The following is a 24784-nucleotide window of genomic DNA, read 5'->3' as shown; positions in this document are numbered from 1 at the left end:
CCTTTCCTCCGCTCAACTCCGCGAAACAACTCGAAATCATGATTGAAATAAAAAACATTCAGAAAACTTTCGGGGAACGGACGATTCTGTCGGGTATTTCGGGAAAGTTTTTGCCCGGCGACACGAGTTTGATCATTGGCGGCAGCGGTACCGGCAAAAGCGTTTTGCTGAAGTGCATGATTGGTCTCATCAAACCCGAAGAAGGCCAGGTGCTGTATGACGGACGCGATTTTCTGACCGGCGACGAAGACACCCAGAAAGCCATCCGGCGCGAAATGGGTGTCCTGTTTCAGGGTGGCGCGTTGTTCGACTCAAAAACCGTCCTGGAAAACGTCCGGTTTCCGCTCGACATGCTGACCAACATGGCAACGTCGGAAAAAATGGAACGGGCGCAGTTTTGTCTGCAACGGGTCGGACTCGAAAATGCGGCTGACCGGATGCCGTCGGAAATCAGCGGGGGGATGAAGAAGCGCGTCGGCATCGCCCGCGCCATTGTAATGAACCCCAAATACCTCTTTTGCGACGAACCCAACTCCGGCCTTGACCCGCTGACGTCCATCAAAATTGACGAACTGATCCGGGAAATTACCGACGAATTTAAAATCACCACCGTTGTGATTACCCACGACATGAACTCAATGATGGAAATCGGCGAGAAAATCATGTTCCTCTACCAGGGAAAAAAAATGTGGGAAGGCTCCAGTTCAACCATTACGCAATCGAAAGTGGCGGAGCTGAATGAGTTTATTTACGCCAATAAACTCTTACGGGACACCAAGGCATGAAACCACAGCATAATGCACTATTAATCAAAAATGGCGGACCGATGCGATGGTCATCCTCTATGGTGAATGGTGTCTTATGGCTGGTTTTCTGGCTCGGGTTTCGATCTTTTGGGTTTGCGCAGCAGCCCTGGCCACCGGTTTTCGAAATCAAAACGGATTCCGGTCGGGTGGAAGTCGATACGGCCCATTTTCAGGTGCTGGCAGACTTGGCGGAAAATTACACTTTTGAACAGGTCCGACGCAGCGATTCGTTCCGGTTTGATTCTCACCACAATCCCAACCGAAATTCGCATGTTTACTGGATTCGCATGCGGGTCAAAAACACGCTGCCCCACGATCTGAATCTATATTACGGTGACTTCTACGCCAGCTACCTGGACCTGTACCGGCTGGATGCCCGTCAGCGTTGGCAGCACCAGCGAACCGGTGATCTGGTTCCGGAAAACCAGATTCCGGATCGAAACGGCAATAAAGAACGAAACCGGCTGTTCATTCATCTGCGCCCCGGCGAGCAAACGACGCTCTACCAACGCTCGGAAAGCGCCTATTGGCACCCACCCCTGACCTATCTGGAGCCTCAGTTCGAGACCGAAGAAAACCGCATTCAATCCGTTTACAAGTCGATCCGGGTTGAGAACTTCTGGGAAAATTACTTTTTTGACGGGATTATGATCGGGGTTCTTTTTCTGGCCATTGGCTATAACCTGTTCATCTTCATTTCGATCAAAGACGTCGTCTATCTCTATTTCGCTATCTGTCTCTTTTTCTTCACCTTAGACCGCAACGCCTACAACATTCAGCTTGCTTTTTTTGAAAACCAGCCCCATCTGTTCAAACTGCTGGCCAACTTCTTTTTCATTATCTTCTTCAGCTTTTTCATTCAATCAATCCGAAAATTTATTCAACCGGTCCCGGAGTTGGGTCGCTTAAACCGCGCCATCTCCTATTTTTTGGCTTTGACGGCGGCCGTCAATATACTTCAATTTTTCATGTACCGGTTTTCGGGGATGCCGACCTTCGAAATCATGCTTCTCATCGAAATCCTGATTCGGGTCGTGTATGTTTTGCTGGGTATCGGGATGGTGAAAATGATCCGGCGCGGGTCGCTCGATGCGCGGTTTGCCCTGCTGGCAACTGCTCCCCTGTTTATGTATTGGCTATTTACCCTCAGTACACAAATTGTGGGACGGTTTCTGAATTTGAAGCTTCCCAAAGGGTTTCGGGGTATGCTTGAGTACAGCGAAAGTTTCTGCTTTGCCTGGCTCATTATCTTCTTTTCGGGAGCCCTGCTTAACCGCTACAACCTGGCTCGCAAACGGGTTGCGCAGCAGGCGATTGAAAAGGAACAACTTGAGAAAGAACGCGAAATCGAACAAAACCGCATCATCGCCAGCCAGAACGAGCGGCTGGAGCAGCAGGTGAAAGAGCGCACCGCCCAGCTACAGACCTCACTCGAAGACCTGAAAGCCACGCAGAATCAACTCATTCAGAAAGAAAAACTAGCCTCGCTGGGTGAGCTGACGGCTGGTATCGCCCACGAAATTCAGAACCCGCTCAACTTCGTCAATAACTTCTCGGAAGTAAGCACCGAACTGGTGACTGAACTCGAAGAGGAACAGCAAAAACCGGATCGCGACGCCGAACTGGAAAAAGAACTGCTGGGCGATTTGAAGCAGAACCTCCAGAAAATCAATCACCACGGCAGCCGGGCCAGTCAGATCGTTAAAAATATGCTGGCCCATTCGCGCACCACGACCGGCGACCGCCAGGTCACCAACCTCAACGCGCTCTGTGACGAATACCTGCGGCTGGCCTACCACGGATTACGGGCGAAAGACAATACGTTCAATTGTGAATTAATAACCGATTTAGACCCAACAGCCGGTTTCGTAAATGTCGTCCCGCAGGAAATCGGGCGGGTATTGCTGAATCTGTTCAACAATGCATTTTACGTCGTCCAGAAAAAGCAGAAAACAACGCTGACACCGTATAAGCCAACGGTTACAGTGTCGACAAAAGCCGGTTTGAAGCAAATTGAAATCCGGATCATCGACAATGGGCTGGGAATGGACGATGCCGTCAAGGAAAAACTCTTTCAACCCTTCTTTACCACCAAACCCACCGGCGAAGGCACCGGTTTGGGGCTTTCACTGAGTTACGACATCATTACCAAAGGCCACGGCGGAACGCTAACCGTCGAAAGCCAGCCGGGAATCGGATCGGAATTTATCATCGCCTTACCCCTTGTCTGATCCGTTATTCAATATTCAGTGTTCGTTATTCGACATTCGTTATCAGTACTGTACGAAGGATTTAAAATGATTGGTAAACCGTTTTTCCTTCCCTTTTTTGGTCACGATTTTTGCAAACGCTTGTCGATGCTAACGCAAATGAGGGGTGGTTGGCCGCGTAGCGGACGGATGTTTGTAGCCACAGTGTGCCATCAAGAAAGCCCGCGTGCCTTTGGGTACGCAATCACCTGCACCTGCCTGTTGCGTACCCAAAGGCACGCGGGAGGAACCGGGTAATCTTTTCGTTACAAACATCCGTCCGCTACGCGGCCAACCACCCCTCATTCGCGTTATAGTATCAGAAAAGATCGTTCTACGCCAACAGCCAAAGAGGGTGGAAAAAAATGCATCCTTCGTACACTACTGATTCGTTATTCAACATTCGCTATTCCGTATTCGTAATTCGCGGTTCTTTCTTCATCCCACCCCGGTTTCGCACTTTCGCCAGCAGAGGCACAAAGGTTCTTCGCTCGATCACCAGCATCGTGCCGACGTATAAAACGAAGAGTACCAGGTGATACGGAACCGAAATCCAGAGGTTGGAAATTTCGATTTGGGAAGCCAGATAGATCAATAACCCTCCGCTGAACAGATAAATCAACGCCGACGACACATCGTAGGGAACCGGATAATGCTTTTCGCCCAGCAGGTAGCAGGTAACGCACATCACCACGCTCGATGCCAGATACGCTACGGCACAGCCCATGTAGCCCATCACCGGAATCAGCAACACGTTGAGCAGCACCGTAACAGCCGCGCCCAGAGCGGTAATAAACGTGCCGTAGGCGGTTTTATCGCTCAGCTTGAACCAGAATGAAATGTTGTAATAGACGCCCAGAACCAGATTGGCCAGCAGCAAAAGGGGGACGACGCTCAGACCCTGCCGGTAGGTTTTCCCGATAAACAGCCCAATCCAGTCCAGATTCAAACTGATGCCAACCCAAATGATGACGCAGACAATGACAAACCATTTGTTGACGTCGGCCAGCAAACCGGGGGCATTTTTATCTTCGGCGCGGGAGAAAAAGAACGGGTCAGCCGCAAACTTGAACGATTGAATGGCGAGCGCCATAAAAACGGAGAGTTTATAACAGTTCCCGTAAATACCGAGGGCATCTTCCGACGTCAGACCCGGATAAAAACCGTCCGGCAAAAGCGGGCGCAAAAACCAGCGGTCGGTTAACGTGTTGATGTTGCCGGCCAGCGCGGTCAGCATCAACGGAAACGAATAAGCCAGTAAAAGCCGTACTTGCGGCCTGTCGAGCTGAAAACGGAAGCCTCCAAACGTTTTCCACAACAGCGGGAAATACACCAGATTGGCAATCAGATTCGCCAGAAATATATAACCGGGTCCAACAGAAGGGTCGTAGAACAGATCAACGACGGGTTGCAGAAAAAGCAAATACTCGCCATTGTAAATCTGCGGGCAGATCACCAGAAAGAAGACATTCAAAAAAATATTGACGACAATGCTGATCAGTTTGGCCTTCACAAACTGCCGGGCCTGGTTTTCGACGCGAAGCCGGGCAAACGGAATCGATACAATCGCGTCTGTCGCCACAATCATCGCCACCCAGATAATGAACTTCTGCTGACCGGGGTAATTCAGTGCAGTAGCAATTTGGGGAGAGAAAAGCGCAATCAGGGCCGTTGCCACCAGGCTGACGGCCAGCACAATGCTCAAGGTTTCGTTAAAGACCTTCTGCTTATCCTCTTTCTGGCGGGAAGCATACCGGAAAAAGGCGGTTTCGAGACTTAATGTATACACCAGCAGCAAGACTGGTACGTACGAAAACAGTTCCACATTCGAAGACAGTTCGCCGGGGCGCGGAAAAACCCGGGTGTGTAAAAACACCATAAACCAATACAGCATCCTCCCCAGAATGGTACTGACCCCATATAGAGCAGTATCGCTCGCCAATTTTTTAAATGCACTCATACGATTTCGTTCCCGCAAAGATAGGCGTTCCGGCCATACGCTTTTGGTTTTTATGCGAAGCTGGACTTATGCGGTTTTTCTCCCCCTGAATCCCTGAAGGGTAGGGCTGTTAAGTTCTGGAAATTAGGATCTTTAGAAGTTTGCAATATCGATCCGCTTTTGCCCCCCACCCCCTAAAGGGGGCTTTAACATCCGGATTCTAAAGTCCCCTTTAGGGGGTGGGGGCGAAATGCGGTAGAATTTAACAGCCCGGCCCTCGGGGAATTTAGGGCATCAGATAAAAGTTCGTTATTATTCTGAAAAATAAAGCAATAATTTTTCATACCGTAAACTATTTGCCCGATTCCGCCGTTTACTATTCAATTGCGTCTTTCAACAAAATCCTGCTGGCTTCCGGCGGGATTTTTCATTTCCGCAAATCCCCCTTTTTCCACCCGGATTTTGCCCCAATAAATTCAACTTCTCTTCGTTAAAATGTATAGCCAAGTGATAAATCGTTAACTTGGCGGTAATCACAGCATATCGTTACAGGATTTATATGAAAATCAGTACCTCCTATTCCCTGCTGGTGGCGCTGGGGTTGGCCATAGGGCTGGCTGGATGCAACTCTGCCATGCAGGTGTATAAAAAAGGCGTTCGACAATTCGAACAAGGGGAATACAACCTGGCCATTGAGAATTTGCAGAAAGCCGCCAACGGCAAAGGCGTCACCGACGTCGCCCGGCTGAATTATCTGCTGGCCGAATCCTACCGCCTGTCGAACCGCTTCCCGCAAGCGGCACCGTTTTACCAGAAAGCCATCGAAGCCGGTATTCCGGAGATCAACGCCAAAATGTATTATGCCTACGCGCTCAAGGCGCAGGGCCGGTATCCGGAAGCGTTGGTACAACTGGATCAGTATGTAGCCACCAAACCGTCCAGTAAAGTCAATCTGGAAAAAGCCCGGCGCGAAGCCGAAACCCTGCGGGCAATCGATCTCATCAGCCAGAAAAAAATTGCTTTCCAGCCTAAAAACATTGGTGCGCTGAACTCTCCGGGTTCCGAATATGCGCCGGTGGTTCGCGGAGACGAGCTGATTTTTACCTCGTCGCGGAAAGAGAAGATTTACAAAAACAACGGTCAGCCGATGACCGGTTTATATAAAATCAAGCTGGCACAGAAACCGGACGAAACCGGAAACAATCCGCAACTGTTCAGTTCCAACATTTTCAAAGACGATGCCAACGAAGGGACACCGGCCTTTTCGAAAGATGGGAAAGTCATGATTTTTGCGCGGGGCAACAACGGAAAACGCAAAGGCGGTTTGGACGTCGACTTGTTTATCAGTCGGTTATCAGCCGATAACGCCTGGAGCGAACCCCGGCGACTGCCCATCAGCGACTCAACGGCCTGGGACGGCAGCCCGGCGTTTTCGGCCGACGGCAAAACGCTCTATTTTGCCTCCAACCGCGCCGGAACCGTGGGCGGAATTGACCTCTACCGCACCAACATGGATGCGTCGGGCCGGTTCAGCCGCCCGGTCAACATGGGCCGTGACATCAATACGCCCGGTGACGAAATGTTTCCGTATGTGGCCGAAGATGGCAAATTGTATTTTGCGTCCGATGGTCATCCCGGTTTAGGCAAGCTTGATATTTTCGTCGCAACCCGCTCGCAGGGCATCATTTCGGTGGAGAACCTGGGCGTACCAATCAATTCGCCGGCGGATGATTTCGGGCTGTTTCTGGTCGAAGCCGACAAAGGCTATTTTGCGTCGAACCGCGAGGGCGGAAAGGGCGACGATGATATTTATTATTTCGACGACTCCGAATCGACCACCGAAAAACCGCCGTTGGCCTCTACCCCACCGACCGAAGCGCCGAAACGGGTTAGGTATTTCATTGCCGGTACGGTTTCGGAAAACGCTTCTCCTCAGGCCCCGCTGGATTCCGCGACGGTTCGAATCATTGAAGAGGGCGTTGAAGCACCGATTGGCGAAGCGCTGACGGGCAACCCCGGTACGTATGGAAAATACCCGCTGAAGGAAGGAAAAGATTATACGATTCTGGTCGAGCGGCCCGGTTATCTTACCAAGCGCGAACAGTTTACGATGCAGGGCCGGAGCATTCCGCCGATTTTCCTGAAAAAAGCCGAAACCGATACCACCTTTGAGGTACCGATTTTGCTCGACAAGGTAACGCTGGGAAAAACGTTTGTACTCGAAAATATTTACTACGATCTGGATAAATACGCCATCCGCCCCGACGCGGCCGAGGAACTCGACAAGCTGGTGACCATTCTGAAAGACAATCCGACGCTGAAAATTGAGCTAAGTTCGCACACCGACGTTCGGGCCGCCGATGCCTACAACATCCGCCTGTCGCAAAACCGGGCCAAAGCCGCCGTCGATTACATCGTTTCCAAAGGAATTGAGGCCGAACGGATGATTGCCAAAGGCTACGGCGAAACGCAGCTCATTGTCAAAAACGCCAAAACGGAAGACGAACACCAGCGCAACCGCCGAACGGAGTTCAAGATCCTGAGTTTTTAAGTTTCAGGCCATTCCAAACAACGGGTTAAATTTTGAGTTTAGGGTAAACGGGTTTCCGTTTACCCTAAACTTTTTTGCTATGAAAAACGATAAGCTCCGGCAGTTCCTGGTTGTCTTCGTCATTATTTCGACCATCGTCATGAACTACCTGTCGAACGCGTTGCCGTTTGGCGGGCAGACCAACGCCCAGGTTTCCAATAAATACTTTACAGACTTCACACCCGCCGGTTTTGCCTTTTCCATTTGGGGTGTCATCTATCTGGGTTTGCTGGGCTTTGCGGTTTATCAAGCTTTGCCATCGCAACGGACCAATCCGCGTTTTCGGGCCATCGGTCCGCTGGTCATCCTGAATGGCGTGTTCAACAGCTTGTGGTTACCCATTTTCCAGAATGAGTGGCTTTTTGTTTCCGTCCTGTTCATTTCCGGTATTCTTTTTACGCTCTACGGCATCAACTTCGGTCTTCGGCTGAACGCAGCCAACGTGCCGACTGCCGAAAAATGGCTGGCCCGGGTTCCGTTTGGCCTGTATTTTGGCTGGGTGACGGTCGCTACCATTGCCAACATCTGTGTCTGGCTGAAATCGACCGGCTGGGATGGCGGCAGTCTGGGCGGTCCCGTCTGGGCGCAGATTCTGATTGCCGTTGGTCTGGCCATCGGGTTATTCGTCTTCAGCCGGTTGCGGAGTTTTTCGTATTTGATGGTGTTCGTCTGGGCGTTTGCCGCCATTGCCGCCGGGCAACAGGGCAACGGTTCCGTATCGCTGGTCGCCGGGATTGGGGCCGGAATTGCCGCCCTTGTGTGGCTGGTTCGCTTTTTCCAACGGCCCAAAACGCCTGCGCACTCGTTTAGCTGAAACCTTCGAAACTTCGGACGGCACCTGTCAGGTTTTGGAAACCTGACAGGTGCCGTCCGAAGTTTCGAAGGTTTCAGCCGGTTTTTTTGCACGTTTGCGGGTATTCAACGATTTTTACAGCATGTCATGGAAACTACCCGCCGACCAGTTTAAATTTTCGCCCGACGACGACGATTTTCCCAACGTTTATTACTTCGTTCAGCAGTTTGGCATCTTCCCCAATCAGCTCATTTGCCGTCATCAGTTTGAAATAACCCTGCCTGATTTCCTGACCCAACAGCGATTCGTCAAGGTTCACGAACGCACGGATTTGTTTACCAAACAGGAGGAACATTCGTTCTGGTCTCATCCCGAGGGTCTTCTGCTCCGGCTGCACTACCTGCCCGCCATGAAGGCCTATTCGATGCTGGGTGGCTACAGTAACCGCGAAGTGCTCGACCGCGTTCTGACCGGTCTGGATGCCTACAAGATTCCCGACCCCGACAATTCGCTGGGCAAGGTGGGACTCATTACGCAACAGTACAACGAACTGATTGTGGAAGAAACCCAGTTGAAGTTGCTGCCGCTTGATCTGGAAAAACATTACAACGATGATTTGCAGCCAGTTTACGATAAGTTGATTCAGCGGCTGAATACCAACAGCGAAAAAGGGCTGATCATCCTGCACGGCAAACCGGGAACGGGCAAAACCAACCTCATCCGCCACCTGACCACGCAGCTTTCCAAGCAGGTGCTGGTGTTGCCGCCCCAGTTGGTCGAAGTGATGACCCAACCTGGTTTTATTCCGTTTTTGCTCGAACAGCGCAACTCGATTCTGGTCATTGAAGAAGCAGAACAGGTGCTGATGGACCGCGAATCGGATGTTCGCAATGCCGCCGTCTCCAACCTGCTCAACCTGACCGACGGCTTGCTGGCCGACTGCCTCGCCATCCAGATCATCTGTACGTTCAATACCGACATCAAACGACTCGATCCGGCCCTGCTTCGGAAAGGGCGGCTCATTGCCCGCTACGAATTTGGCGAACTGGCCGTCGACAAAGCCAACCGGCTGCTCGAAGAACGGGAACTGGCGTTCCGGACTGAACAACCCATGACCCTGGCCGATATTTATCACCTGGAAGAAGAAGTGCATTTCGCTAAAAAAACGAACCGGTCCATTGGCTTTTAATCCATGACGACGCACACGGTTTTTCTGCTGCTGGGCGCCAACCTGGGCGACCGGGCCGCGACCCTGCAACGGGCGCAGGAGGCCATTCAGATTGATCTGGGGCCGGTTTTAAAGCAATCAGCCCTCTACGAAACCGCAGCCTGGGGTGTTACCGATCAACCGGCTTTTCTGAATCAGGTACTGAAAGTTCTGAGCGTTTTTTCGCCCGAAGAAATCCTGGAAAAAACCCAGGCCATCGAAACCCGTCTGGGCCGGGTTCGGCGCGAAAAGTGGGGCAGCCGCATCATCGACATCGATCTGTTATACGTAGACGATGTGGTAATGACCACTGAAAAGCTGACCCTGCCTCACCCCTTCCTGCACGAAAGGCGGTTTACGCTGGTTCCGCTGGCGGAAATTGAACCCGAGTTTGTTCACCCGGTTTTTCAAAAAACCAATCGGCAATTGCTGGCGGAATGTCAGGACGAAGGGGAAGTTAAAGAGTGGAAATCCTAGCTTGTACCAATCCGGCAGTTACAAAACCGCTTCGTTTACTCAATTACTTTGGGCACCTGAAAATACTGATCGGTTTTGTCCGGAGCGTTTGCCAGTGCCTGTTCACGCGGAAGCTGATGACCGACGATGTCTTCGCGCAGAACGTTGATTTCGGCCGAAATATGGGTCAATGGCTCGACACCAGTCGTATCGATTTCGTTGAGTTGCTCCATCCAGGTCAGCACCTCGTTCAGGCTGTCAATCAGGGGCTGCTCTTCTTCGGGCCGCACGTCAAGCCGGGCGAGGTGAGCGATTTTATGCAGGGTTTCGTGATCGACTTTCATAGGCTATTCGTTTAATTCATCGCAACCCGGGCCGACTGGTTCATCAACGATTCGTCGATCACCCGGAAGGTTTCTTCTTTCAACCGTTCCACGTCGGTCTGGGTCAGTCCTTTTGTTTCGATGGGCGGATGAACCACCGCCCGGATGGGCCGCCAGTACATCCGCAATTTCTTCTTTTCGGGGAAAACTTCGTGGTTATTCAGCAACGAAATCGGCACAATCGGCACCTGCTGCTGAACAGCCATCGTAAATGCACCATCTTTGAACGGATGGTGCATTTTGGGTGGTTGTTTGGATTTGATACCGCCTTCGGGAAAAATCATGATGCTGCGGCCGCTTTTCAGCGTTCGGATGCCTTTCGATAACGAATAGGCGCGGCTGTTGGCCTGACTCCGGTCAACCTGAATGTGCAGTTTCGCGAACATATAGCCGAACAGCGGCACCCGTTTTACCTCGCTTTTTCCGATGAACGCGTAGAAATTCCGGATGATGACGCCCATCACGGCAATGTCCAGGTACGAGAAGTGGTTGGCGCAAAACACGTACGTCTGCTTCGGATCGGGGCGAAACTGGTAATCGACGTGAATGGGCATGCCGATGATCCAGAAGAATAACCGCCCCCAGACGTAATTGACTTTATGGGCGTACGGTTTCCACTCTTCCCGTTGCAGGAAGAGAAACATAAACGGAAACAGAACCAGAAACAGGGTCAGAAACCAGAAACCGCACCAGATCGTGTACAACATAAATTAATGCTTGAAATGCCGTACACCCGTGGTCACCATCGCCATACCGCGCTGATTGCAGGCATCAATACTGTCCTTGTCGCGGATCGAGCCGCCGGGCTGTACCACCGCCGAAATACCGGCTTCACCGGCAATCTCAACGCAGTCGGAAAACGGAAAAAACGCATCTGACGCCATCACGGCCCCTTTCAGCTCGAAACCGAACGTCCGGGCTTTTTCAATCGCTTGCCGGAGTGCATCGACGCGACTGGTTTGGCCGACACCGCTCGCCAGCAGTTGCCCGTCGTTCGCCAGGACAATCGTGTTCGATTTGGTATGTTTGCAGATCTTCAATGCAAATTCCAGTGCCCGTTCTTCTGCTTCGGTCGGTGCTTTTTCCGTAACGGTTTTGAATTGATCGACGGTTTCAACCTGGCTGTCTTTGTCCTGTTCCAATACGCCGTTCAGCAGGGTCTTGAACATTTTTGGGCTGAATTCCACCGGTTTGCGTTTCAGCAGGATCCGGTTTTTCTTTGAACCGAGCAGTTTCAACGCATCGTCATCAAAATCCGGCGCAATCAGGATTTCCATGAACAATTTATTCAGTTCTTCCGCCGTTTCCAGGTCTACTTTGGCGTTGGTGATGATCACCCCGCCAAATGCCGAAACCGGGTCGCAGGCCAGTGCGTTCAGATACGCTTCCTTCGCCGTGGGGGCCGTCGCGACACCGCAGGCGTTGGTGTGTTTAATGATCGCAAACGTGGTATCCGTAAATTCATCGATCAGGCTGACGCAGGCATCGACGTCCACCAGGTTATTGTACGATAATTCTTTGCCGTTTAACTGGTCGAACAGGGCGTTGAGATCGCCGTAAAAAGTAGCTTGCTGGTGCGGATTTTCACCGTAGCGCAGCGACTGCGCGGGAAGCTGGCGGAAATCATCGCTAGCCGTCGAACCCGCAAAATAGTGGTGAATGGCCGTGTCATACGACGACGTCATGGCAAAAGCTTCTTTGGCAAACCGCCGACGGTCTTCCAGATCCGTCGTGCCTTCTTTTTCCGTCAGCAGGTTGACGACATCCGCATATTGTCCGCGCGACGAAACGATCAGCACATCTTCGTAATTTTTGGCCGCAGCCCGAATCAGCGAAATACCGCCAATATCAATCTTCTCGATGATGTCTTCGTCCGAAGCACCCGATGCAACGGTTTCTTCAAAGGGATAGAGATCAACCACCACCAGATCGATCGGGTTGATGTCGTGGCGGCTGGCCTGGGCCACATCCTCGGCCAGATTCCGGCGGTAGAGAATCCCGCCAAACACGACCGGATGGAGTGTTTTAACGCGACCGCCAAAAATAGACGGATAGCCCGTAATGTCTTCCACGGCGGTTACCGGAATGCCCAGTTGTTCGATAAACGTCTGGGTTCCCCCCGTTGAATAGAGCAGAACGCCGTTCTGGTGCAGCAACCGAACCAGCGGTTCCAGCCCGTCTTTGTAATAAACTGAAATAAGCGCAGATTGAATGGTCTTCGACATGAAAAAGCAAGATTTTCTCCGCTCAACTTCTTTTTCTCTGCTGAACTCCGCGAAAGAGCTTTCAACCTGTTTCGCGGAGTTCAGCAGAGAAAAAGAAGTTGAGCGGAGGATTAGGGTGCAAAGATAACCGAAAGGTTCGGAACGGAGACTTTTGATTGGAAAGGAGTTTGTAACTTTATAAAATTCTTTAGCGAAATCAGGTATGGTCACCGATGAAAAACCGCCAAAACCCATTCCGAAACTGAAAGGCATTCCTTTCGTGGGAAGCACCTTTGATTTTGCCCGCGATCCGCTGGGATTTTTGACGGGCTTGCAACGACAATACGACCGATTGGTGCAATTTAAGGCCGTCGGGCGGTTGATTACCCTCACCCTGACGCCTGAAGACGCCAAACACATTTTACAGGAAAACAACCGGAATTATGTCAAAAGCGCGGCTTACGACGTGCTGAAGATGTTTCTGGGCAACGGTTTGCTCAACAGCGAAGGGGATTTCTGGCGACGCCAACGGCGGCTGGCCCAACCGGCTTTTCATAAACAGCGGCTGGCGTTGCTGGTAGACGGTATGAACCGCGAAACCACCGGGCTAATTTCGCAGTGGAAAAACCGGGATCTGACCGGGCCGACGCTGGTTTCGGAAGAAATGATGCACCTGGCGCTGGCCGTTGTGACCCGTTCGCTGTTCAGTTCGGACGTCAAAAATCACCTGGAAAACGTCTCGGAATCCATCACGATCATCATTCAAACCGCCTACAAGGAGCTTTTCAATTTCTTCCCGTTTACACGAAACTGGCCCACGCCCCGCACGGTCCGCTACCGCCGGGCGGTCCGCAAAACGGAGGCCATTATCTATGAAATCATCGAAAGCCGCCGACGCCAACCGGCCGAAATCCGGCACGACGACCTGCTGGGCATGCTGATGGAAACCCGCGACGAAGAAACGGGGGAACAGATGACCAACCAGCAACTGCGCGATGAGGTAACGACTATTTTTATGGCCGGTCACGAAACCACCGCCAACGCTTTGTCCTGGACGTTTCACCTGCTGGCCACTCATCCGGATATTACCGAAAAATTACGCGAGGAAATAAACCGGGTTCTGGGACCCGACAATCTGCCGACCGTCGAGACCCTGCGCGAACTGACCTACACCACGCAGGTGATTCAGGAAACGATGCGGCTGTATCCACCGGCCTGGATTTTCGGCCGGCAACCGCTGCATTCCGATCAGTTTGGCGACTACCGGGTCGAGGTTCCGGGCGCCGATGGGATGTTGATTTGCCCGTATCTCCTCCATCGCGATCCGCGTTACTGGGAAAACCCGGAAACGTTTGATCCGGAACACTTTCTTCCTGAGCAGGTTAAACTTCGGCCCACTTATGCCTATCTGCCATTTGGTGGAGGGCCGAGACTCTGCATTGGGAATAATTTTGCGATGATGGAGATGCAGATTGTGCTGACGTTGCTGATCCGCGACTTTGATTTTCAGCCGGTCGATCAGAAAATCGTGGAGCCGGAACCGGGCATAACGCTGCGTCCCAAAGGCGGTTTGCGGCTTCGGGTTCAGGCCCGCCCGAACACCGGATTGCCTGTGTCGTGAGATCGAATTGTACTTTTAGCCTGTTTTCCCTATTTTTGACCGTTTATTAGAAGCTGACAATCATTAACTCACACACGATGAGAGAAATACAATTCCGCGAAGCCCTTCGCGAAGCCATGGTAGAAGAAATGCGCCGGGACGAGAAGGTGTTTCTGATGGGCGAAGAAGTGGCTGAATACAATGGTGCTTACAAAGTCAGTCAGGGCATGCTCGACGAGTTTGGCCCGGCGCGGGTCATCGATACACCCATTGCCGAATTGGGTTTTGGCGGTATTGGCGTCGGTGCAGCCATGAACGGCTTACGGCCCATCATCGAGTTCATGACGTTCAACTTTTCGCTCGTTGCCATCGACCAGATCATCAACGGCTCGGCCAAAATCATGTCGATGTCGGGTGGTCAATATTCCAACCCCATCGTGTTCCGCGGACCGACGGGGAACGCCGGGATGCTGTCGTCGCAACACTCGCAAAACTTCGAAAACTGGTTTGCCAACACCTCCGGCTTGAAAGTGGTGGTTCCCTCGAATCCCTACGACGCCAAAGGGCTGCTGAAAACGGCGATCCGCGACAACGATCCGGTTATTTTCATGGAATCGGAACTGATGTATGGCGACAAAGGTCAGGTTCCGGAAGAAGAATATTTGATTCCGATTGGCAAAGCCGATATCAAGCGGGAAGGCAACGACGTCACCATCGTTTCGTTCGGTAAATTCATGAAAGTGGCGTTACAAGCTGCCGATGAACTGGCCGACAAAGGCATTTCAGCGGAAGTGATCGACCTGCGTTCCGTTCGCCCGATCGATTACGCTACGATCATCAATTCCGTCAAGAAAACGAACCGGTGTGTGGTGGTGGAAGAAGCCTGGCCACTGGCGGCTATTTCGTCGGAACTGACCTACAACATTCAGCGCAACGCCTTCGATTACCTGGATGCACCGGTAATTCGGGTCAACAGCCTGGATTTGCCGCTGCCGTATGCGCCAACCCTGATCGAAGTGATTCTGCCAAACGTGAAACGGACGCTACAGGCCGTCGATGCGGTGATGTATAAGAAATAAAAAGGGATAAAAGGAAGGGAGGAGCGGAGGAAAGGACAAGGGGATCAAACATCCCTTTTCCCTTTCTCCGCTCCTCCCTCTTTTTTTTCCTCTTTTGGTCTTACTGTTTATCCCACCAAACCCGGCTATCCTGATTGTCAGGGCCCTGACGGGAAAGTGCCTCAGCCTGATTTGCTTTATTCACCGACAATTCGGAATCCGGATAGGTAATGCGGTTGATAAAGTTTCCTTTGATTTCCTTGCCGGGATACGGATTGGGCGTCAGCTTCGGAAAACCGCTCCGCCGGAAATTAGCAAACACCTCCGGGCCGTTCAGAAGCGAAGCCACCCAGTATTGCGTGTTGATCAGTTCCAGACCATTGGCCGCCACATACGGGTTTTTCTGGAGATAAGCTGTAATGGCAGCCGCCGGAACCGCCGAGGTTGCATCGGCATCGCCTAACTGCTGCATGTGGGCCGTCACGCCAGCCGCGTAGTAATCGGCCGCGCTGCCGGTGATCCAGCCACGTTGGGCGGCTTCCGCCAGGAGTAAATTCGTTTGAGCGGCAGTTACCATAAACGTAGGCGCATCCAGCCTGCCCAGGCGCGTGCGATCCAACTGCGAATAATCGTAGAAACTCGCCAGTTTGTCGGCAACAGCCTGCGCCGGAATCGTACCATTATCAAATCCCATCGGCATACCGATTTGCACCGCAGGGTCACGGTTAATCCGGGCTGCGGTTTGCTCGGCACCACTTTTGGCGCCAACATACCGCGCAGCAATCGACGCTAACCGGGGATCTTCGTTCGTCCGCAGGTAGTTTACAAAATACCGGGTCAGGTACAAATTGGCAGCCTCCGTCGAATTAAGCATCGTTCCTACCGGATTCTGGTAATTGGCATTGTTGCGAATGAGTCCGTTATCGGCATTGGTCAGGATCACACCACCCGCCAGGGCTTTTACCGCCGTAGCCTGCGCCAGGGTCGGGTTTACTTTCGTAAGCCGCATCCCGGCCCGCAGCATGACAGAATAACCGAATTTTTTCCATTTTACAATATTCCCGCCATACACGATATCTCCGGCTTCCGTAGGCTTGGCGGCATCCAGTGCGGCAGTTGCCTCCGTTAATTCCTTGATGATGTCGTCATAAATGCTTTGCTGGGTATCGTATTTCGGTGTAATGTTGGCCTGTAGGAATCCCAGACCTGCTTCCTGGTAAGGAATGTCGCCGTAGGTGTCGGTCAGCACCATGAAAGCGTAGGCTTTCCAGATGCGGGCCATGTGGTAGAGATTCGTCCGGTTGGCGTCATCTTTTGTTTTGGCGATAACATCCACCAGATACCGGATGACATCCCGGTAATACCGCTGCCAGATCCCCGTGTTGGGACCCGTGGGCCCCCGGTTGTCGACGTTAAAGTTTCCGCCCGCCAACACCCCGGAGTTGGGCGAAAAAACCTGCTGCACAATGGGATGCTCAAATACCATCGTCGATCCGGGGAAGGTGGTGTTGATCATCGCATTGTTAAACGTAAAAAGCGGATTGAGGGCCGTCGCTGCGGTCGGATTAACATTCAATTCGTCGAATCCCTCCTCACACCCGCTCACGGTAAGCAGCAGGGCAATCAACGGGATGTATAAAGCTGTCTTTTTCATAGTTTTCAGATTGAGGTATTCGGTTTACGGTTTTCAGTTTACGGTGGCTGACGCACGCAAAGGTCGCTTGCGCCAGCCACCGTAAACTGAAAACCGAATACCGTAAACCGATTTAGAATCTAACATTAAGGTTGAAACCGATGCTCCGGGTCGTGGGCAAGCCCGTTGATTCCAGACCAACCAGGTTATCCGAACTGAATCCGAACTGTTCGGGGTCGATGTTGGGAACCCATTTCTTCAACAGCGCAACGTTGTTGGCCACCGCACTTAGCCGAACACCTTTGATGAACAGTTTGCTGGGTAACATTTTCGTAAAATCATAGCCCAGCGTGATCTGACGCAGTTTCCAGAAACCGGCATCGTAGACCACCTGCTCGCCCAGGCTCTTCGACCGGCCAACGGAGTAATAGTCCTGAACAAAAGCCCGAACCGTGTTGACCTCGCCCCGTTCGTTGACGCCGGCGCCCACCATCTTGTTGTCGGCTTCGCCCCGGCCCACCAGCGATTCCTTCTGTAAACCGTGCCGGTAGGTGTTGAGGTTGGTACCCGAAATCATTTTTCCGCCCAGTTTGAAATCGATCAGGAACGACAGATTGATGCCTTTGTAGGTAAACGAGTTGTTAATCCCGCCGATGTATTTGGGCAATGCCGAACCAAACGAAATGGGTGCCGGCGTCCGAACCGGCAAGCCATCGCCCCCGTGAACAATCCGCCCCTGCGCATCGCGCACATACCCAAACGTGTACAATTGACCCAGCGGCTGACCGACGACATGACGCAGGTCACCCACGTAAATCCCATTACCCACCACGATCTGTTCGCCCGCAACGTCAGTCAGCAACCGGAGCAGTTTGGTCTGGTTATACGAACCGTTGAGCGTGATGTCCCAGGAGAAATCTTTCGTCCGGAATGGTGATACGTTGAGCAGTACTTCAAAACCCTGGTTGCGGCTTTGGCCACTGTTGATCAACGTATTGGTATAACCGGACGCATCGGACGACTGAGCCGCTACAATCTGGTCGCTGGTGATTTTGTTGTAAAACGCCAAATCCAGACCCACGCGGTTATTGAACATTTTCAGCTCAAGGCCCACTTCGGTTTCCGCCGTCCGGCTGGGTCGCAGCGTCGCACTCGGAACGGTATTCGAGGTGATGTTGCCCACCGGCTGGCCTAAACCCGCCGGATTTGGGAACAGGTTGGCACCCACGCTGTAGAACAGGTTGTTGGAATACGGAGCCACGTCGCCATCGCTGCCCACTTCGGCATAAGCAGCCCGGATTTTCCCGAAATTAAGCCAGTTTGGCATATTGCTGAAGGCCTGGGAAAAGACGAAACTACCCGTGATGGATGGATACAAAACACTGCGGTTGGCCGGTGCGAGCGTCGAAAACCAGTCGTTCCGCGCCGTTACGTTCAAATACAGAAAGTCGTTGAACGAAAATTCGGCCGCGCCGTAGAGTGAATTCACTTTCCGTTCGCTCAAACCGTAGGTCGGATCTTTTACCCGGCCGTTTTGCGGAATATAAAGGCCCCGAACGATGAAATCCGTTACCAGAACACTGTTCAGGTCACTTCGGCGATACAACTGGTTTCCCCCCAACGTAACATCAACGCCAAACTTGCCAAAGGTTTTATTCGCGCCGATCAGAAAGTCGGAATTGATTTCGCGGAACCGGCGGGCCTCCTGTACATAGGCCCCATTCACAAAACCGGCGGGCGCGGCTGCCAGCGAAGCCTGACCCGTTGGGAAGTTATAGTCCTGATCCCGCGACCAGAAATCCTGCCCAACCCGGCCCTGCAGATACAACCAGTCCGTAAAGTTGTACCGCGCCGTCAGGTTACCCAGCAGCCGGTCGCGCCGAATGTTCTCAAATTTCTGTCCCAGCACAAAATACGGGTTGGTTCGGTTCTGAAACCGCGACCAGATGAATTCGTTGCCCGTTGCCGGATTGATCTGGTTGGCTTCCAACACATCGAGGGGCATCGAGTTCGACATGGTGTAAATCACCGTTGGCGTACTGTTGTCCTGCTGGGCAATCTGGGGCGGGTTTTTGTTGTACTCGTTGGAGTAGTTGATCGATCCCGTTACCGTCAGCTTCGGCGACAGATTGTAGCTGAAGCCGAGGTTGATGGTTTTGCGGTTGAACGAGTTGTTCGGGGTAATTCCCTTGTTATCCATGTTGGAAACCGACAGGTTGAAACCGCCCCGGTCGCTACCCGACGAAACGGAGACGGAGTTGGTCCAGGTGGAGCCGGTGCGGTAGAATTTCTTGATCCGGTCGCGAACGGGTACGTAGGGAACCGTAACACCACCAAAAAGAACCTGCGTCTGTCCGTTGAATTTCTCGCCAAAACTCCACACCCCGGAAGTTGGGTTGGCCGCCGTGGGCCGAACTCCGTATTCTCCCTGCCCGTATTCATACTGAAAATCCGTAAAATCCAGGGGCGTGTCGGTCGTGAAGTTGGTGTTATACACGACACCGATGCCCTGGCCGCTGCCTTTGGTTTTGGTCGTAATCATGATGACCCCGTCTTTGGCCCGCGAGCCATAAAGTGCTGCTGCCGTACCTCCTTTCAGAACGGTCATGCCCTCGATGTCGTCCGGGTTGATGGACGAAAGTCCGTCGCCCCCATCGGAGTAGTTCCGGTCGCGGCCAGCGATGGAGCCGTCGCTGCCCGTGTTGCCGTTGTTCTGGCCGAAGTTCGTGTTGTCGATGGGAACCCCATTGACAACAATCAGGGGCGAGTTCTGTCCGGAAAAAGAAGATTGCCCACGAATCCGGATTTTGCTGGTACCGGCGGCCCCCGTGCCTAAACTGGAGATGTTGACCCCGGCGACTTTGCCCTGTAGGGCGTTCATGAAATTAACGGTTCGGTTGGTCGTAATTTGTTCCGAGTTCACGTTGGCCGTGGCATAACCCAGCCGTTTGGATTCTTTTTTGATCCCGAGGGCCGTCACAACCACTTCGTTGAGGCTCTGGGAGCCTTCTTCGAGGGTCACGGTCAGAACCGTTTGATTGCCCACCGGAACCTCCCGGCCCTGAAAACCGATGGAACTGAAGACCAGAACCGCATTGGCCGGTACATTCAGGGCAAATTTTCCCGTGGCATCAGTCGTGGTTCCGAGGGTAGAGTTTTTGATCAGGACCGAAACCCCCGCGACGGGCTGCTGGTCTTTTCCGGAAAGAACCGTTCCGGTCACCCGCTGGTCTTGTGCCTGAGCGCCTGCTACCAACAGGACCCCCAGCCATACCGTTAGCAAACTTCGTAGGAAAGTAGAATACTGCATAGGAAATGGTTTTTAAAATAAAGATGGTAAAGGCTTAAAATGGTAAAAGAGCAAGATTATATTGAATATACCCGTAATTCAGCCCCAATTATCGGTTTTTCTAAATTGCAGTAACTTTTAGGATATTACAAGGCATTTTTTAGATATTTTTCGCCAGCCAGTCAAAATTATACCGTCAGAATCCCTAATATCCCTATGATTTTGTCCGGCAATTGCACTGATCGGCAGACCCCGGGTGGGTCAGGAATCCTTTTCTGTAGATGTTTTTTCGATTCCTCTAAAAAAAAAGACATAACCTTGTTTATTGAAATCTCTTTCTATTACTTTCCACCTGAATTCAGTTGCGAAAAAGTTAGTTTTCGGACAAGTTACCAGGTTATTTTATTAAGTAACATTGATTTATGGCGAGATTAATCATCATTGATGATGAAAAAAGCATCCGGGATGCGCTCCGTGACATTCTGGAATATGAAGGCTATGAAGTTGACGAGGCCAAAGACGGTGAGGAGGGACTGGATCTGATTAAACAAAATAGCTACGATGTAGCGCTTTGCGACATCAAGATGCCCAAAATGGATGGTCTTGAGTTGTTGCTGAAAGCCGCCGACGTTGGCAAAGGAACCCAGTTTATCATGATTTCGGCCTACGGCAACGTTGAAAACGCCGTCGAAGCCACGAAACGGGGCGCTTTTGACTTCATCATCAAACCGCCCGATTTGAATCGTCTGTTGGTCACGGTTCGCAATGCCATTGAAAAAGCCAAACTGGTGATGGAAACCAAAACCCTGAAACGGCGGATCTATAAACTCAACGAGATCGTGGGCGATTCCGACCCGATTCGCCGGGTTAAAGACACGATCGACCGCGTTGCTCCCACCGAAGCCCGGGTTCTGATCACGGGAGCCAACGGCTCCGGGAAAGAAATGGTTGCCAAGCAAATCCACGAGAAAGGAAGCCGTTCGGCCATGCCGCTGATCGAAGTCAACTGCGCAGCAATCCCGAGTGAACTCATTGAAAGTGAATTGTTTGGCCACGAAAAGGGGGCCTTCACCGGTGCCTCGGCCCGGCGTACCGGCAAATTTGAGCAGGCCGACGGTGGCACCCTGTTTCTGGACGAAATCGGTGATATGAGTCTTTCCGCCCAGGCCAAAGTACTGCGGGCTTTGCAGGAAAGTAAAATCACCCGTGTGGGTGGGGATAAAGAAATCAAAATCAATGTTCGGGTGATTGCGGCCACCAATAAAGACCTTCGCAAAGAGATTCAGGAAGGAATGTTCCGCGAAGACCTTTTCCACCGGCTGAGCGTCATCCGCATCCACGTTCCTCCGCTGGCCGACCGACGGGAAGACATTCCGCTGCTGGCCGACAAATTTCTGCACGACATCGCGGAAGAATACGGCGCACAAACCAAAGAAATCACACCGGATGCTATGGTCTATCTCCAGTCTCTGGCCTGGACCGGCAATGTCCGGGAATTACGCAATGTGGTTGAACGGCTGGTCATTCTGTGTGGTGACGAAATCAGCCGGAATGATGTCGAAATGTACGCCTGAAGCGGATCAAATCACCATCAGATTACAGCCCCGAATATCCGAATTATCGAACCGCCCGATGACCCGAAAGGCATCAGGCCTATCCTTTTCATACTGCCCCAAATCCTGGGTTTCAATAAAACTACAGGAATCCAGATTAGCCAGGTCGACCACATTGATTCCTCCCGTCAGGCGCGTTGCGGAGGCCGATTGGTTGTCTGGTAAAGACTGAATGGCAAACGGGTCGTTCACATCCCGAAGCAGAACGCGGAGGGTAGACGACATTTCGAAAATCCCGTCCCCGGTCGAATAGGCCTGCGACAGTAATTCGGTCATGCCGTATTCCGAATGAACCGCCGATATGCCCAGCCGGGCCGTCAGCAGATCGTGGACTTCTTCGCGGAGCAACTCCTGCCGCCGGCCTTTCATACCACCGGTTTCCATCACCACCAACTGGGGCAGGGACTTCAGAAACGAAAAATCCGTGTCGGACTCGGCCCAGTCGAGCAACGCAAACGTAACGCCAATGAGCAGAATTTTACGATCAGGCTCCGGCTGAGCGGCCAGTTCCTGCAATGTCGTGGTCAACTCGGCGGTATTGTGCAGAAAAAATCCCGAAAATGCCGAGTCCGATTTCTGAATAAACCGTTGAACCATATACACTAACGACGAGTTATTTCGTTCAAGATAAGACGGTAACAGGGCCAGAATGTGGAAGCGATTGAGTGGCCCGTAGCGGTTTTCAAAGATTTGCTGGCTGACGGTATCATACAACGCCGGATCAGAAACAAAATGGCGGCTGGTTACCACCCCCGTCGTACCGCTGCTTTCAAAGGTCAACAAGTCTTCCAGACACGGTTTTGCTTCGTCAGACGAGCGCGTCAGAATCGGGTGCTGTTTGAAAAAACCGATGGGGAGAAACGGAATTTCAGCGATGGTTCGTATCTTTTCAGGCTGAACTTTCAGGTGCTTCAGATACAAACTGTAAATGGGATTGAAAACAGCCTGGTAGCGAAAGACCGCCAGTGCGAGCGAATCGAACCCGGAACGGTCGGTTGCAGCAAGCCGGATGATGCGGTTTCGGAGTTCGTGACGAATGCTTGAAGGCGACAAAGTAAGAGTAGAAAGGGGCTTATTCATGGCGGGTAAGCCTGGTAAAGACAAACTGGTAACGATTAGCTTATTAACACGATGTCTACGCGATTTATTCGACAAGGCCTGTTTTTTTTAGGATTTTCAGCCCTTTTGATTGGCTGTCTGGAACCACCTGATTTTGATAATACGCCCCAAATAAGCGCACCGTCGGTTACATCGTATCCGGCCTTCGACGATTTTTCACAGATTCCCAAAGATTCATTGGTGATTACGGTTCAGTTTCAGGACGGTGACGGCGATCTGGGACTGTCGGTGGATGAGCGAACCAAAGATTCTCTGAATTATCTGGATTGGGGAAATTATGAATTGAAAACCTACCGGTTTGTGAATGGCAAGTTCGAGTACGTCGATCTGCCGGTTCTCAACAAACTGTTTTTTCCGCGTTTGAAACCCGACAACAAGAACAGTCCGCTGGAAGGCAAACTGGATTTCTCCCAAAGCTTTCTGCGTTCGCGCAATACCCGCATGACGCCGGTCAAATTTGCCATCCGCATTCGGGACCGCCAGTTGCGCGTTAGTAACGTCGTGGAAACCGATACCATTTCCGTTCCCCTGAACTAAAAATATACGATTCGCAGTGCGTAACAACCGGTTTTACGCACTGCGAATCGTTTTGTGGCTTTCCAGAGCCGGTTCTTCGCCCACCACGGTTTCCCGCAGCAAAATCCGGAAGGTGGTTCCCTTGCCCACTTCGGAGCTTTTGACATACAGCCGTCCGTTGTGGTATTCTTCAATAATCCGTTTCGCCAGCGTCAGGCCCAGGCCCCACCCCCGTTTTTTGGTACTGTAACCGGGATTAAACACTTTTTGCATATTCGCTTTACTGATTCCTTTTCCCGTATCGGTGATGTCGATGGCGATTTCGTTGCGGGGCAGCGGTAACAACCGGATCGTCAGACTACCGATCCCTCCCATCGCATCGACGGCATTCTTACAGATGTTTTCAATGACCCATTCAAACAGCAACTTGTTGATTTTCACCTCCCGGCCATCGACCAGATAGTTTTCAACGTGCATTTTGACCTTCGTTGAAATCCGCTTTTCGAGGTAGGTGATAAATTGGTGGACGGTTTCGTACAGATCCTCCCGCTTCAGCGTCGGAATGGAGCCAATGCTGGAAAACCGGGTCGCAATCGTCTCCAGCCGGTTGACATCTTTCTCGATTTCGTCGGCAATCGACTGATCCATCGCCGGATCGGTGCGAAAGTATTCGACCCAGGCCATCAGCGACGACAGTGGGGTTCCCAACTGGTGGGCGGTTTCTTTCGCGAGCCCCACCCAAACCCGGTTCTGCTCCGCCCTCCGGGCCGAACTGAACGCCAGATACGCCAGAAAACCGAGGGTGATCATGACCGCCAGTTGGACGTACGGAAAAAATCGGAGTTGGGTCAGTAACGAGGAATTGTGGTAGTAAATGTAGCCGCGCTTTTTGTTACCGGTTTCAACCACAATGGGTTGATGCTCTTCTTTCATTTCCGCCAAATTTTCTTCCAATTCCAGGTCGATTTCTTCGTCTGGTGTGCCCGGCGGGAAAGTGAAATTGTGAACGATTATTTTATCGTTCTCATCTACGTAGATAGTCGGGACCTGATTTTTTGAGTTAATAAAAATAATTTCATCCGTAATGAACGTGATGTCTTCATTCGAATTCTCATCATAGACCTGAACCAGCGCTTTGGCATACAACTTGACGTAATTCTCTTCCCGCTCTTCCAGGCGCTCCACCAATCGGTTGGTGTAGAGCAGGGAAGCCGTACCGACTAAAAGCAGATTCAGGGCAACGACAATCTTCAGCGTGTTTCGCTGACCATAAATGTCCAATGACTTCAACATAGATTTCGGTTTGAAGCAACCTAAGGCCGGTTCTCG

18 protein-coding genes are annotated in these 24784 nt (G+C 51.8%); 10 read left to right on the top strand and 8 right to left on the bottom strand.

The features are described 5' to 3' along the window. The first annotated feature begins 38 nt into the window (after nt 1-38). Together DUE52_RS16670 and DUE52_RS16665 are read left to right on the top strand one after the other, a co-directional pair. Complete coding sequence (locus DUE52_RS16670) at nt 39-785, top strand: ABC transporter ATP-binding protein (protein WP_114407166.1); 747 nt, start codon at nt 39-41, stop codon at nt 783-785. 41 nt (nt 786-826) lie between these two features. Continuing rightward, complete coding sequence (locus DUE52_RS16665) at nt 827-3037, top strand: sensor histidine kinase (protein ID WP_229312195.1); 2211 nt, start codon at nt 827-829, stop codon at nt 3035-3037. 424 nt (nt 3038-3461) lie between these two features. On the opposite strand, the gene DUE52_RS16660 is transcribed toward DUE52_RS16665, so the two are convergent. After that, nucleotides 3462-5015, bottom strand: coding sequence for a polysaccharide biosynthesis C-terminal domain-containing protein (locus DUE52_RS16660; protein WP_114407164.1), 1554 nt, complete (start codon nt 5013-5015; stop codon nt 3462-3464). A 538-nt stretch (nt 5016-5553) separates the two neighbouring features. Between DUE52_RS16660 and DUE52_RS16655 the strand changes: the two genes are divergently transcribed. The 4 genes from DUE52_RS16655 to folK all read left to right on the top strand — a co-directional run bounded on the left by DUE52_RS16655 (nt 5554) and on the right by folK (nt 10061). Further along, nucleotides 5554-7545 (top strand): CHU_0125 family OmpA-like outer membrane integrity protein, encoded by a 1992-nt coding sequence (locus DUE52_RS16655; RefSeq protein ID WP_170315697.1) that lies wholly within the window; start codon nt 5554-5556, stop codon nt 7543-7545. 79 nt (nt 7546-7624) lie between these two features. Further along, nucleotides 7625-8398, top strand: coding sequence for a TspO-related membrane protein (locus DUE52_RS16650; protein WP_114407163.1), 774 nt, complete (start codon nt 7625-7627; stop codon nt 8396-8398). A 121-nt stretch (nt 8399-8519) separates the two neighbouring features. Then, nucleotides 8520-9566, top strand: a complete 1047-nt coding sequence (locus tag DUE52_RS16645) for an AAA family ATPase (protein WP_133299860.1) — start codon at nt 8520-8522, stop codon at nt 9564-9566. 3 nt (nt 9567-9569) lie between these two features. Continuing rightward, on the top strand, nt 9570-10061 hold the full coding sequence (gene folK / locus DUE52_RS16640; RefSeq protein ID WP_114407161.1) for a 2-amino-4-hydroxy-6-hydroxymethyldihydropteridine diphosphokinase: 492 nt from the start codon (nt 9570-9572) through the stop codon (nt 10059-10061). 35 nt (nt 10062-10096) lie between these two features. On the opposite strand, the gene gatC is transcribed toward folK, so the two are convergent. The 3 genes from gatC to purH are packed head-to-tail and all read right to left on the bottom strand — an operon-like array spanning nt 10097 to nt 12648. Next, nucleotides 10097-10384, bottom strand: coding sequence for an Asp-tRNA(Asn)/Glu-tRNA(Gln) amidotransferase subunit GatC (gene gatC / locus DUE52_RS16635; protein WP_114407160.1), 288 nt, complete (start codon nt 10382-10384; stop codon nt 10097-10099). 11 nt (nt 10385-10395) lie between these two features. Then, nucleotides 10396-11130 carry a lysophospholipid acyltransferase family protein gene (locus DUE52_RS16630; protein WP_114407159.1) on the bottom strand — a complete coding sequence of 245 codons (735 nt, stop codon included), beginning with the start codon at nt 11128-11130 and terminating at the stop codon, nt 10396-10398. Nucleotides 11131-11133: 3 nt separating this feature from the next. Next, the gene (purH, locus tag DUE52_RS16625) at nt 11134-12648 is read right to left on the bottom strand and encodes a bifunctional phosphoribosylaminoimidazolecarboxamide formyltransferase/IMP cyclohydrolase (RefSeq protein WP_114407158.1); all 1515 of its coding nucleotides are present in this window, start codon (nt 12646-12648) and stop codon (nt 11134-11136) included. A gap of 202 nt (nt 12649-12850) precedes the next feature. Between purH and DUE52_RS16620 the strand changes: the two genes are divergently transcribed. Next, entirely contained in the window at nt 12851-14248 is a 1398-nt protein-coding gene (locus tag DUE52_RS16620) for a cytochrome P450 (protein ID WP_114407157.1), read from the top strand. A 77-nt stretch (nt 14249-14325) separates the two neighbouring features. Further along, a complete protein-coding gene (locus DUE52_RS16615) occupies nt 14326-15306 on the top strand; it encodes a pyruvate dehydrogenase complex E1 component subunit beta (protein ID WP_114407156.1) in 981 nt (326 codons plus the stop codon). A gap of 100 nt (nt 15307-15406) precedes the next feature. On the opposite strand, the gene DUE52_RS16610 is transcribed toward DUE52_RS16615, so the two are convergent. Both DUE52_RS16610 and DUE52_RS16605 read right to left on the bottom strand, forming a co-directional pair. Continuing rightward, complete coding sequence (locus DUE52_RS16610) at nt 15407-16939, bottom strand: SusD/RagB family nutrient-binding outer membrane lipoprotein (protein ID WP_114407155.1); 1533 nt, start codon at nt 16937-16939, stop codon at nt 15407-15409. Between the two features lie 112 nt (nt 16940-17051). Next, nucleotides 17052-20228 (bottom strand): SusC/RagA family TonB-linked outer membrane protein, encoded by a 3177-nt coding sequence (locus tag DUE52_RS16605; protein ID WP_114407154.1) that lies wholly within the window; start codon nt 20226-20228, stop codon nt 17052-17054. 401 nt (nt 20229-20629) lie between these two features. On the opposite strand from DUE52_RS16605, the gene DUE52_RS16600 reads away from it, so the two are divergent. Then, the gene (locus DUE52_RS16600) at nt 20630-21781 is read left to right on the top strand and encodes a sigma-54-dependent transcriptional regulator (protein WP_114407153.1); all 1152 of its coding nucleotides are present in this window, start codon (nt 20630-20632) and stop codon (nt 21779-21781) included. 6 nt (nt 21782-21787) lie between these two features. Here DUE52_RS16600 and DUE52_RS16595 read toward each other — a convergent pair whose 3' ends face one another. Continuing rightward, nucleotides 21788-22900, bottom strand: a complete 1113-nt coding sequence (locus DUE52_RS16595) for a LuxE/PaaK family acyltransferase (protein WP_114407152.1) — start codon at nt 22898-22900, stop codon at nt 21788-21790. Between the two features lie 51 nt (nt 22901-22951). Between DUE52_RS16595 and DUE52_RS16590 the strand changes: the two genes are divergently transcribed. Continuing rightward, nucleotides 22952-23476 carry a hypothetical protein gene (locus tag DUE52_RS16590; protein WP_114407151.1) on the top strand — a complete coding sequence of 175 codons (525 nt, stop codon included), beginning with the start codon at nt 22952-22954 and terminating at the stop codon, nt 23474-23476. Between the two features lie 33 nt (nt 23477-23509). Here the strand turns inward: DUE52_RS16590 and DUE52_RS16585 are convergent, their stop codons facing one another. Then, nucleotides 23510-24748 (bottom strand): sensor histidine kinase, encoded by a 1239-nt coding sequence (locus tag DUE52_RS16585; RefSeq protein WP_114407150.1) that lies wholly within the window; start codon nt 24746-24748, stop codon nt 23510-23512. Nucleotides 24749-24784 lie beyond the last annotated feature (36 nt).

Source organism: Larkinella punicea (assembly GCF_003334855.1).
GTDB classification, from domain to species: domain Bacteria; phylum Bacteroidota; class Bacteroidia; order Cytophagales; family Spirosomataceae; genus Larkinella; species Larkinella punicea.
This window is presented reverse-complemented; position numbering and strand designations above follow the sequence as displayed.

Excerpts from the sequence above, each read along its gene's own strand:
- DUE52_RS16670 (WP_114407166.1), top strand. The coding sequence starts at position 39 with ATGATTGAAATAAAAAACATTCAGAAAACTTTCGGGGAACGGACGATT.
- DUE52_RS16665 (WP_229312195.1), top strand. The coding sequence starts at position 827 with ATGCGATGGTCATCCTCTATGGTGAATGGTGTCTTATGGCTGGTTTTC.
- DUE52_RS16660 (WP_114407164.1), bottom strand. The coding sequence starts at position 5,015 with ATGAGTGCATTTAAAAAATTGGCGAGCGATACTGCTCTATATGGGGTC.
- DUE52_RS16655 (WP_170315697.1), top strand. The coding sequence starts at position 5,554 with ATGAAAATCAGTACCTCCTATTCCCTGCTGGTGGCGCTGGGGTTGGCC.
- DUE52_RS16650 (WP_114407163.1), top strand. The coding sequence starts at position 7,625 with ATGAAAAACGATAAGCTCCGGCAGTTCCTGGTTGTCTTCGTCATTATT.
- DUE52_RS16645 (WP_133299860.1), top strand. The coding sequence starts at position 8,520 with ATGTCATGGAAACTACCCGCCGACCAGTTTAAATTTTCGCCCGACGAC.
- folK (WP_114407161.1), top strand. The coding sequence starts at position 9,570 with ATGACGACGCACACGGTTTTTCTGCTGCTGGGCGCCAACCTGGGCGAC.
- gatC (WP_114407160.1), bottom strand. The coding sequence starts at position 10,384 with ATGAAAGTCGATCACGAAACCCTGCATAAAATCGCTCACCTCGCCCGG.
- DUE52_RS16630 (WP_114407159.1), bottom strand. The coding sequence starts at position 11,130 with ATGTTGTACACGATCTGGTGCGGTTTCTGGTTTCTGACCCTGTTTCTG.
- purH (WP_114407158.1), bottom strand. The coding sequence starts at position 12,648 with ATGTCGAAGACCATTCAATCTGCGCTTATTTCAGTTTATTACAAAGAC.
- DUE52_RS16620 (WP_114407157.1), top strand. The coding sequence starts at position 12,851 with ATGGTCACCGATGAAAAACCGCCAAAACCCATTCCGAAACTGAAAGGC.
- DUE52_RS16615 (WP_114407156.1), top strand. The coding sequence starts at position 14,326 with ATGAGAGAAATACAATTCCGCGAAGCCCTTCGCGAAGCCATGGTAGAA.
- DUE52_RS16610 (WP_114407155.1), bottom strand. The coding sequence starts at position 16,939 with ATGAAAAAGACAGCTTTATACATCCCGTTGATTGCCCTGCTGCTTACC.
- DUE52_RS16605 (WP_114407154.1), bottom strand. The coding sequence starts at position 20,228 with ATGCAGTATTCTACTTTCCTACGAAGTTTGCTAACGGTATGGCTGGGG.
- DUE52_RS16600 (WP_114407153.1), top strand. The coding sequence starts at position 20,630 with ATGGCGAGATTAATCATCATTGATGATGAAAAAAGCATCCGGGATGCG.
- DUE52_RS16595 (WP_114407152.1), bottom strand. The coding sequence starts at position 22,900 with ATGAATAAGCCCCTTTCTACTCTTACTTTGTCGCCTTCAAGCATTCGT.
- DUE52_RS16590 (WP_114407151.1), top strand. The coding sequence starts at position 22,952 with ATGTCTACGCGATTTATTCGACAAGGCCTGTTTTTTTTAGGATTTTCA.
- DUE52_RS16585 (WP_114407150.1), bottom strand. The coding sequence starts at position 24,748 with ATGTTGAAGTCATTGGACATTTATGGTCAGCGAAACACGCTGAAGATT.